12 protein-coding genes and 2 pseudogenes are annotated in these 9,457 nt (G+C 61.5%); 4 read left to right on the top strand and 10 right to left on the bottom strand.

Features of this window, described 5'->3' with window-relative positions; all coding sequences use genetic code 11:
* Positions 1-103: 103 nt before the first annotated feature.
* Positions 104-367, bottom strand: coding sequence for a hypothetical protein (locus VSX60_RS21375; RefSeq protein WP_327626273.1), 264 nt, complete (start codon positions 365-367; stop codon positions 104-106).
* 131 nt (positions 368-498) lie between these two features.
* Between VSX60_RS21375 and VSX60_RS21370 the strand changes: the two genes are divergently transcribed.
* Complete coding sequence (locus VSX60_RS21370; protein ID WP_327626272.1) at positions 499-801, top strand: DUF982 domain-containing protein; 303 nt, start codon at positions 499-501, stop codon at positions 799-801.
* Between the two features lie 302 nt (positions 802-1,103).
* Here the strand turns inward: VSX60_RS21370 and VSX60_RS21365 are convergent, their stop codons facing one another.
* The 3 genes from VSX60_RS21365 to VSX60_RS21355 form a co-directional block, all read right to left on the bottom strand.
* Positions 1,104-1,829, bottom strand: coding sequence for a hypothetical protein (locus VSX60_RS21365; RefSeq protein ID WP_327626271.1), 726 nt, complete (start codon positions 1,827-1,829; stop codon positions 1,104-1,106).
* A 326-nt stretch (positions 1,830-2,155) separates the two neighbouring features.
* Complete coding sequence (locus tag VSX60_RS21360) at positions 2,156-2,578, bottom strand: response regulator (protein ID WP_327626270.1); 423 nt, start codon at positions 2,576-2,578, stop codon at positions 2,156-2,158.
* Complete coding sequence (locus VSX60_RS21355) at positions 2,575-3,681, bottom strand: sensor histidine kinase (protein WP_327626269.1); 1,107 nt, start codon at positions 3,679-3,681, stop codon at positions 2,575-2,577. The genes VSX60_RS21360 and VSX60_RS21355 overlap by 4 nt, the downstream gene beginning before the upstream one ends.
* A gap of 301 nt (positions 3,682-3,982) precedes the next feature.
* Here VSX60_RS21355 and VSX60_RS21350 point away from each other — a divergent pair.
* The 3 genes and pseudogenes from VSX60_RS21350 to VSX60_RS21340 all read left to right on the top strand — a co-directional run.
* Positions 3,983-4,161, top strand: a pseudogene (locus VSX60_RS21350) (SOS response-associated peptidase); the annotation flags it as partial.
* Positions 4,162-4,551: 390 nt separating this feature from the next.
* The gene (locus tag VSX60_RS21345; protein ID WP_327626268.1) at positions 4,552-6,168 is read left to right on the top strand and encodes a PAS domain S-box protein; all 1,617 of its coding nucleotides are present in this window, start codon (positions 4,552-4,554) and stop codon (positions 6,166-6,168) included.
* Complete coding sequence (locus VSX60_RS21340; RefSeq protein ID WP_327626267.1) at positions 6,159-6,632, top strand: response regulator; 474 nt, start codon at positions 6,159-6,161, stop codon at positions 6,630-6,632. The genes VSX60_RS21345 and VSX60_RS21340 overlap by 10 nt, the downstream gene beginning before the upstream one ends.
* A gap of 187 nt (positions 6,633-6,819) precedes the next feature.
* On the opposite strand, the gene VSX60_RS21335 is transcribed toward VSX60_RS21340, so the two are convergent.
* From VSX60_RS21335 to VSX60_RS21310, 6 genes and pseudogenes are all read right to left on the bottom strand, one after another.
* The gene (locus VSX60_RS21335; protein WP_327626266.1) at positions 6,820-7,080 is read right to left on the bottom strand and encodes a hypothetical protein; all 261 of its coding nucleotides are present in this window, start codon (positions 7,078-7,080) and stop codon (positions 6,820-6,822) included.
* Entirely contained in the window at positions 7,077-7,373 is a 297-nt protein-coding gene (locus VSX60_RS21330; RefSeq protein WP_327626265.1) for a hypothetical protein, read from the bottom strand. The genes VSX60_RS21335 and VSX60_RS21330 overlap by 4 nt, the downstream gene beginning before the upstream one ends.
* Entirely contained in the window at positions 7,370-7,615 is a 246-nt protein-coding gene (locus VSX60_RS21325; protein WP_327626263.1) for a hypothetical protein, read from the bottom strand. Before VSX60_RS21325 ends, VSX60_RS21330 begins: the two co-directional genes overlap by 4 nt.
* Complete coding sequence (locus VSX60_RS21320; RefSeq protein WP_327626262.1) at positions 7,612-8,019, bottom strand: thermonuclease family protein; 408 nt, start codon at positions 8,017-8,019, stop codon at positions 7,612-7,614. Before VSX60_RS21320 ends, VSX60_RS21325 begins: the two co-directional genes overlap by 4 nt.
* A gap of 380 nt (positions 8,020-8,399) precedes the next feature.
* Positions 8,400-8,633 (bottom strand): annotated as a pseudogene (locus VSX60_RS21315) (PLP-dependent transferase); the annotation flags it as partial.
* Between the two features lie 125 nt (positions 8,634-8,758).
* A partial coding sequence (locus tag VSX60_RS21310; protein ID WP_327626261.1) for a tyrosine-type recombinase/integrase occupies positions 8,759-9,457 on the bottom strand: 699 nt, incomplete at its 5' end.

The raw sequence follows: 9,457 nt of genomic DNA, 5'->3' as shown, positions 1-9,457 counted from the left end.
GCCAAATCCGACCAGCCCACGTCATTGCTTGGTCAACTTGGCGACGCGCCCACCAAGCCGCAGCTCGACAAGCGCATCTCAAATCCAAAGAGCAACTGTAATGCTAGGTTCCGACGCCGACATAATCGTCGTAGTTGGTGTAGCCCTTGAACCGCGGGAGCCGGGGTTGTTCGACAATGCCGTTGGCGTTGTCGACGCTGAACTCGTCGAGGAAGGTGCTGCCGTAGGCGGACGCCGCGAGGCTGAAGCGGTCCGAGCCGAACAGTCCCACCAGCGCCTTCGGCACGGCGCCGCTCTGCAGCCGCATCGTGTCGCGGCTTGGGTCCGGCTGATGCCGGTAGCCGGTCTGGCGCTCGATGTCGCACATGACGGCGGTCTACTGCCGCCATTCTCCTCTTGAACAGGCGAAATGATGGAACCAAATCTTCCACTGTCCTGCTGGCAGGACGCCAGCTGACGATCAGGACATGGATGCCATTCGCTTTTCAGGAGGACACAATGGCTTCGGATGATTTCGGTGCACCGATCTTTGTCAGACGCCACAAACGGCATGTGGAAGAAATTGTCTCAGTGCGCGACGCGATCGACTTCTTGATCGATTGGACCGACACCAGGCACGATATGCTCGCCGAAACGGTCCTGCGCGCGTGCTTCGATGTTCAGGCTGGCACAAAGCCGGTCGCGGTGGTGCGCGATGCCTTCGTAAAATTTGCAAAGCGAGCAGGTGTTTGGGATGAGCCCGAAACCGTGATGCCGTGGCTCACCTCCAACAAACAGAGCAGCGGGCGTGTACCGATCTAAGCTGATCGCCCTATCCTTGCCGCCCTGTCAGAGCCCGTCGCACCTGTGTGGTGCGGCGGGCTTTTCGCGTTTCGGAGACCGAACTTCAGGCCGGTAGATTTTTAGCTGAAACTCCACCCCGGTTGTCTAAGTCGCGAGTGGTGGGTGCCTGGCGCAGGACTTACTAATCTCGCTTGGGTTTGCGATTCAGAGTTTCCGTCGCGGTGGTTCTAATGGCCGACTTGTGTTGAAGAGCGAGAGCCAGAGATGGGGCGGATATCGTCGCACTGCCCGCGCCCTTTTCCGTTTAAGGAATCGGCAGGCTATTGAGACTTAGCCGATTTGGCTTCCTCGATGGCCGCCATACAAGCATCCTCGTCGCCCTCGGCCAAGGCCAATTCGGCCCGTGCCAGCGGGCTATCATCCTGCGACGCGTCGGATCTCATCTGCGAGTTGGCCGAGGTATCACCGTTTCCAGCTGCGGCGCTCGCCGCGGTCTGGTTGCCGTCCTGCTGGGCCTGGCTGTCCTGGCCGGACATCGCCGTGTCGCTGTCAGTCTCCATCGGCATGGCGGAGCCGTCCTTGGCGACCTTCCCGGAGGCGTCCGCGTCGCTGGATCCGGGCTGGCTGGCATCGGCGGATGTTGTGAGCTTCGCGCTCTCCCCACCGCCGGTCTGAGCGGCGGTCGACGCATCGGCCTCGCTTTGAAGCGGTGCAAGGCTCCCGTCCTTGCTGATCTCGGCTTCGCCGGTTTCGACCCCGGCGCCGGTTTCGAAGTTGGTGGTCTTGCCTTCGGCTGGGTTCGGTGCCGCGGTATTCACTGAGCCGGTCGTCACCGAGTCGGTTGATCCCGTTTTGCTGCCTGCCGAGTCCGAGATCGATGCCGTCATGTGGGAGCCAGTCAGCAACGCGATTTCCTCGCGACAATCGGCGGACGCCGCACTAACGGGGAGGGCGACGAGCGCAGCGCTGGCCAGAAGAAGAGACATCTGTTTCATGGTCATGATTCCTTCCGTTATTAACTGGCGATGAAAACGCGGGGAGGGCATCAAGAGTTCCTGAATGGATCATCCATTCTGGTCACTCACTGAGCCCTCGACGGGATCGATCGGGTCAGCAAGGGGCTCCGAGGGCCCAGCATGGATCTATCGCGCCGGCTGCCCTGATGGATGTTGAACGTGAACGGAGCGAAAAGGTCGCTCTTGGCAACCCGGAACCCTATAATCGCCGACATGTGCAACCTCTATTCGATCACCAAAGGCCAGGCGGCGATCCGCGAGTTCACGCGGGCGATGCGTGACACCGGCAATCTACTCGGCGCCTGGTATTTCCACGCGTGAACAACCGCCGCGCCTCACCGGGTGGCGGCTCCCCGTCAGGAATCGGGGACGTCGAGCCGAACAATCGCCTTGTCGATCGCTTCGAGAAGCGTGCCGGCTGTGTAAGGCTTGACCAGCCATCCGACCGGATCCGCTGATTCCCCCCGCTCGCGGGTCTCGCGCTCGCCGTGCGCGGACACGAAAAGAATCCCGATCCCGTACCGGGACCGGATAGCCTTTGCTGCGGTGATGCCGTCACCCCCGCGCGCGAGCCGAATGTCCATCAGGACGAGGTCCGGCCGGGTGCGCTCAGCGAACGACACGGCCTGCTGCTCGTCAGCCGCGACAGCAACCACGTCGTGTCCTGCCTCAGTGAGTATCCATTCGCATTCCATCGCGATCAGGAACTCGTCTTCGACAATGAGAATCTTTGCGGGGTCGTCGCGCCCCGCCGCGGCATGCTTTCCAAGTAAGGTCACGCCCGGAACGTCACCGAGAAGACGGCGCCGTTTTCGTTGCGAGCGTCGAATTCGCCACCGATCTGTCGTGCCAGACCTTTGACAAAAACGAGCCCAGAAGAATTCGCACTTGCGCTGGAATCGCCAATGCCGGGGCCATTGTCACGAACGGTCATTTCGTAGGTCGTTCCCGTCCCGTGGAACCGCACATGAATCCTGCCGCCGCCATCGTGCAGACCATGCTTGTAAGCGTTAGTCAGCAGTTCGTTCAGCATGAGAGCGAGCGGCAGCAACACCTCGTTTGTGATCTCGTGGTCCTCGATCTCGGTAACCAGTTCCCCATCACCGCCGAGCGCCGCCTGGATCGTATGACTAATCTGCTCAAGAAGCTCGCCCGTGCGGCCTTTGCCAAGCGAATCGGCGGCGCGCATGGCGTCGTGGGCGCTGCTTATCGCGACCAACCGGCCGCGCAATGATTGCACAAATTCAACCGTTTCCGCGCTCCGAGCCCGACGCTCGCTCGAAGACACGACCGAAAGCAGAATCTGCAGGTTGTTCTTGACGCGGTGATGCAACTCATGGAGTAGCATTTCTCGTTGCGCGACGGCGGTGCGCGCCGTTAGCCGTAGCTCCATCTGGTCCATCACGAGGGTCGCGAGGTCGTTCAGATGCTCGATTGCCGCCGGCGAGACTTCGCGCGGCTTCTGGTCAATTACGCAGAGCGTCCCGAGATTGTGCCCGTCCCAGGTCCGCAGTGGAGCGCCGAGGTAGAACCGCAGTCCCAGTTCTCCGGCGACCAGCGGGTTGGCCATGGCGCGGGGGTCGACGCTGGCGTCCGTCAGCAGCCATGGACCGTCCTGGAGAATCGCGGAGGCGCAGAGGCCCGGCTCACGCCCGATCTCCTGCACTTCGACGCCGCATTTTGACTTAAACCAGATTCTGTCCCGATCGACGAGGCTTACGATCGCGATCGGCACGTTGAAAAGACGCGCTGCGAGGCTGGTTACACGATCGAAGGCGCCATCCGGAGGCGTGTCGAGAATGTCATAACGCCGGAGGACTTGAAGCCGCTGCTCCTCATCTTCCGCCGCCAGCTCACGCGATGCCTCCATACCCGTGTTCATGAAACCCCCCTAAGTTTCAGAAAGCAACAAAACCTTCGGCAGAGAAAAGGCCGGCCGAGGAGCAATGTGCCGGTTCAGTTCCCTGTATAGACTTGCGTCGTGTGCACGCCCGGAACAGTCGTCGGGGCGCGCGCCCCCTAGTGATCCATACAACGGTAAAGATGCCGCCGATTGCCAGCGCGTCGGTGGCGATCCGAACCATGCTAACATGATCAATCGCGTCGCCACAACGATCTCCGTTGCCGACCACAACGTTGGGGACGCACCTCACCCTCGGCCTGAATCTCGGCGGCGTCCCTGCGATCCGAACGCCGAGGTCGCCGCGGTGCATCCGAAGGCGATGCCGGTGATCCTCACCGAGCCCGACGAGATCGAATTCTGGATGCGGGCGGATTGGGCGGAAGCCGCGGCGCTGCAGCGGCCGCTACCGGACGAGCTCTGCGGGTGGTGGCAAAGGGCGAGCGGAAGGATGAGGTTTAGTGCGAGGGATGGCCGGGAGCGGCCGGTCCACTTCGAGATGCCTACCGGCTGGAAGCCGCCGCTCGCCTTTCGCGCAGCGCTACGCTGAATTCCGGTTTACCTGACCAACGCCCGATCGATCGGAAAGGTGCAGATAGTCCGGCGTGAAGTCGCCCCGGTATGCGGGCGCTCGTCGAACGGGCAGAGGAGATGAGTTCTGCGGATGGACCATGAAGTGGAAGACTCAGGAACGAGATTTGTCCCCGTCCCTTGTCAATGCATCACCAGCTATTAAAAGACATCGGGGCGTTATGAACGCGGTTCTAACGCTGTGGTCGCAGACCACACTTTCACCGTCGCGGTGCGGGGTTAATAGCGGTTTCGGTCGGGTAATGGATTGATGCAATTTTGATGACGCCACCGATTTCCTCATTGTCTGGTCCATCGCCGGACCCCGATAGTGCGTGGCGTCTCGTTCTGGATACTGCCCTCGACGCCGTCATCGTCATGGATCGCAGTGGCGCTGTCGTCGACTGGAATGAGAATGCCACAGCAATCTTCGGCTGGTCGCGTGACGAAACGCTCGGCCGCAACATGAGCGACCTGATCATTCCGCTTCGCTTCCGTGAAGCTCACACGGAGGGCCTGCGTCGCTTCCTTGAGACCGGCGAGGCGAAGGTGCTTCGCCGTCGCATCGAAATCTGGGCTCTGCGCCGCACCGGCGAGGAATTTCCGGTGGAATTATCCATTTCGCCCATGGCGGAGGAGGATGGACTGATTTTTGTCGGCTTTCTTCGTGACATCAGCGAGCGAAGAAGCGCGGAACGGCAGCGCGAAGAGCACGCACTCAAAATGGAAGCGCTGTATCGCACGATTTCGATTGCCGCGGAAACGATCTCGCTTGATGACGCCCTGCAGGTTTGTCTCGCCTCGGTCCATAAGCTGACGGGGTGGCCCCTCGGTCATGTGTATCTGGCGTCGGAAACGGCGCCGGTCCGGCTTCTTCCCTCGCGAATATGGTTCAGCAGCCGGCCAGACGAATTCGCAGAATTCCGCTCCGCCACGGCCGTCACCAGTTTCGCGCCAGGCGAAGGGCTCCCCGGCCGTGTCTGGAGCGGCCGCGAGCCGGAATGGATCGCGGATGTGGCCACCGACCCGAATTTCCCGCGAGCCAAATGGCCCAAGAGGATCGAGGTAAAATCGGCCCTTGGCTTTCCGATCATGTCGGAGGATCGGGTTATCGCGGTCATCGAGTTCTTTAGTGAAGCGGCGGTCGAACCCGATTTTGACCTGTTACTGACATTGCGAGCGATCGGCCAGCAGGTCGGGCGGGTGTTCGAGCGTCGGCATGCTGAAGAGGCGCTGCGAGAACATGCGACATCCCTTGAAATCGAGATCGATGAGCGCAAACGGGCGCAGGCCCACCAAAAACTTCTGCTCGCCGAAGTCGATCACCGCGTGAAGAACATGCTGGCGGTCGTGACCGCCATCGCCTCCCAAACCGCTCGAAATAGCGACACGATCGACACGTTCAGTCAAAACTTCCTCGCACGACTTCATGCGCTAAGCGGCGCTCACTCGCTGCTGACGGAGCGAAACTGGAAAGCGACATCCCTAAGTGATCTCGTCGAAAAGGTTCTGTCGCCCTACCTGATGTTGGATAGCCAGCTAGACATCGGGGGCCCTCTCGTGTGGTTGCAGCCGAAGGCGGCGTTGAGCGTGAGCATGGTGATGCACGAATTGCTGACAAACGCCGCGAAATATGGGGCCCTTTCCGTCCCGAAGGGCAGACTCTCGATACAATGGACGACCGGGGCAAACGGTGAAACGCGCATCCGATGGTGCGAGATTGGCGTCGGCCCGGTGTCGCCCCCCAGCCGGCGCGGATTTGGAAGCGCCATGATCAACGCCAGCGTCCGACATGAGTTGAAGGGGCAGGTCGCCGTCAACTACGGACCCGACGGAGTGGAAGTCGACCTTGTAATCCCGCTGAGCGCGTCCGAGGAAAGCAGCCAGCCATGCGCTTGAACAAGCAGATCATTTGCGCTTCCGATCGCCCTGATAGCGGGTCGTTTCGCCCAATCGCCATGAGCGAAGGGGAGGCTCCTCCTCATCACGAGCCCCGTGTCCTGATCGTCGACGACGAATATTTTGTGGCATGGCATTTGGAGGCCCTGCTCCAGGACCTCGAGTTTAATGTTTGCGACATCGCGGGCGACTGCGAAAGCGCCGTGAAATCTGCAATTGATTTTGCTCCCGACCTGATTCTGATGGACGTCAATCTGGGTGGAGGCCCGGACGGGGTTGAGACGGTGCGGCGTATATTTCAGCGCCGGCAAGTGCCGGTTATATTCATTACCGCCTATACCGATGAGGCCAACCTGACCCGGATTCGGCAAGCCGCCCCTGCCGCGGAGATCCTTTCCAAGCCAGTCTCTCCTGAAGTTCTGCAAGCGGCAATCGGTCGGGCGTTGCCCAGCGAAGGCGGATGACGGAGTAGGCGGCCGTTCGGGAGCGAGCGGCTCGGACGAACGCGTTTCCTGGTCGCGAACCTGCGTAAAAGCCGGATATGCACGCCGGTCCCTGTCGGTGAGCGACGGGCTTCGGCGAGGCGGCCGTTTGTTCGAATGAACCGCGGTTGATCTCGGGCCCCACCGATGATCTCGGAGCTCGGGCAAGTTAGCCGCCCGCCATCCGCGTCGCCGTGTCCGGCTGGTGCCGGTAGCCAGTCTGGCGCTCGATCTCGCGCATGACGGCGGTCCAGTGGCGCTGCCGGCGCTCACTATTGGCTTCCCACCGCTCGGTCTGCGCGGCGGCCCTGCGCCGGTCGCGCGCCTCGATCCATGCCCCCTGGGCCCCATACATCGTAACGAGAACAGCCGCCTCGCGGCGGATCTCGGCCGGTCGGCGAAGGAAGCGCGCGAGCAGACGGCGAATCATGGCCGGTTGAAGGGGTCGCCCGCCATCGGGACGATCGTCGGATCGGCGCCGACCCGGTATTCCAGCTTGCGGCTGCCGCAGCGGGCACATTTCAGAGGAAATTCCCGCCCGACATAGACCGCGTCGCGGCCGAACAGTCTGGCGATCTCGACCGTCTCGACGTCGAGTCTACGTCCACACGGATGGGGACCGAGCGCCTGGCCGCAATAGACCGACAGGCGCATGCCGGAATTGATCAGATCGCCGAGAGTCTCGATGACAATCGGGGAGGTTTTTCGGATCGGCTCGATCATTCGTCACTCATCTCGGATGGCAGCTCGCCATGGCGCGCCAGGAAGACGGGTTCATCCGCCGTCTCACCGGTCTCATCGTCGGCGACCTGGCGGAACGCCACCACGCCGACATATCGCTTCGCGTCCCGTTCGGCCCGCGCGATCGCCTCGTCGTCGGATCGACATTGCGTAGCTGGCGCGGCCGTCAGTCTCCGCCCTTTCTTCTCAAATGGCTGGACGACGTAATAGGTCTTTTCGCTCATCGCTCGCACCATTTGTTGCCTTTGTTCGGCCATGGCTGCGACAACCCTTCATCGATCAGCACTTGCCCGGCGTCGCGACCATCGGCAAGGCGAACCCTTGCGAGTTGGCGGCCGTATTTACCTTTCCCGCCAGTCCATTCGATCGTGTAGCCGCCGGCCATCAACTGGCGCAGTCGATCTCGCGCCTTCAAGCCTAGGCCCTTCTCCTCCGGACATTCCGGGCTGCTGATTTCCGGGGTATCAACGTCCAAGGCGCGCCATTTTATCCCATTTTCCCAGCCGGTGTCCCCGTCGACGATGCAGGTGACCTTCCGGGCAGCGCGATCACCGCCGGAACAGACCGGAATGTTATGGGCTAGGGCAGGGGTAGTGAGTAAGGCGAGGGCAAGGGCGGTCCGGATCATGGATTCTCCGAAGGTGCGGGGCTCGCGGCAGAATACCCAATTGGAACAGTGGGGCCAATTTCCCCCGCACCTTTCCGTGAAGGCCAGGCTGCATAGGCTTTTCAGCCAGATCATTTCAATCCTGCCGGGATCACCATCATCACAATTGTCCGACCCAGAGACATGGGTTGCGGACCGCACCTAAGAGATGGGCGACACTTGCGGTCCGCGGAGGTGCGGCGCGGTCCAGCTCAGGCGGCCATTCGTGCAGCCCCAAGTTCTTCGGCGAATCCCGCTTCACAGCGTATTGNGATGGGCGACACTTGCGGTCCGCGGAGGTGCGGCGCGGTCCAGCTCAGGCGGCCATTCGTGCAGCCCCAAGTTCTTCGGCGAATCCCGCTTCACAGCGTATTGGCGGCCGCAAATCCGACTTCCAGGTCGGCCTTGAGATCGGCGACGTCCTCCAGCCCCACCTGAAGTCGAATGAGCGCACCGCCGCCGGGACCCTTGGCGATGGTCCGGTCGCTCAAATCGACCGGAACGGCGAGGCTTTTGTGCCCGCCCCAGGAATAACCGAGCCCGAAGATCCGCAGAACGTCCAGGAATGACGCCGCCTTTTGCGCATCGCCCTTCAAGCGGCAACGCTCCAGCGCTACCATCTGATCCCGAAACTCGGTCGGATAAAGGGCTCTCGTTCTCGGCATTCGGACACTCTCAAATAATAGTCAGATCGTGTCCACGAAACCGGGGGAACTCCAGACTAACGGCCCGCCTTTAGCCCGTCTAGCAAATTTCCCCACTCCTGCATAAGCGTCACCCGCTGCTCCCAATAGGTGGCGCGGTTGTAGGTCCGCCGGATCGCGCTCTTGTCCTGGTGCGCCAGCACCGCCTCAATTACGTCAGGATCATAGTTGCGGGCGTTGAGTATGGTGCTGGCGGTCACCCGGAAGCCATGAGCGGTCACTTCGTCCTTGCCGTAACCCATACGCCTCAGCGCGGCATTCATGGCGTTCTCCGAAAGCGGACGCTTGTTCGAACGGATCGAAGGGAAGACCAGGTCGCCGTTCTCGGAAAGCGGCCAGACCTCTCCCAAGACGTGGAGCGCCTGCTTGGATAGTGGCACATCGTGCGGAGCACGCATCTTCATGCGCTCGGCCGGGATGTGCCAGACAGCCTTCTTTCGGTCGAACTCGTCGCGGGCGGCGCCCCGTACCTCGCCGGGACGAACACAGGTGAGGGCGAGGAACTGGAGAGCGGCTTTGAGGGTCGGCCAGCCGTCGTACTCATCCATCGTCACAAGGAGCCGGCCGAATTTTCTTTCATCAGTAATCGCGGCGCGGCCGATGGTTTTCGGCGGCTGGAGAGCGCCTTGAAGGGCCAGGGTGGGGTCGGTATCGGCGCGGAGAGTAACAATCGCCAGCCGAAAGACACTGCCGATCACGCCGCGCAAACGCCGAGC

The sequence above is a fragment of the Aurantimonas sp. A3-2-R12 genome (assembly GCF_036016755.1).
Taxonomy (GTDB): domain Bacteria; phylum Pseudomonadota; class Alphaproteobacteria; order Rhizobiales; family Rhizobiaceae; genus Aurantimonas; species Aurantimonas coralicida_A.
Note: the sequence above shows the minus strand (reverse complement) of the source record. Positions and strands in the feature narration are given on the sequence as shown.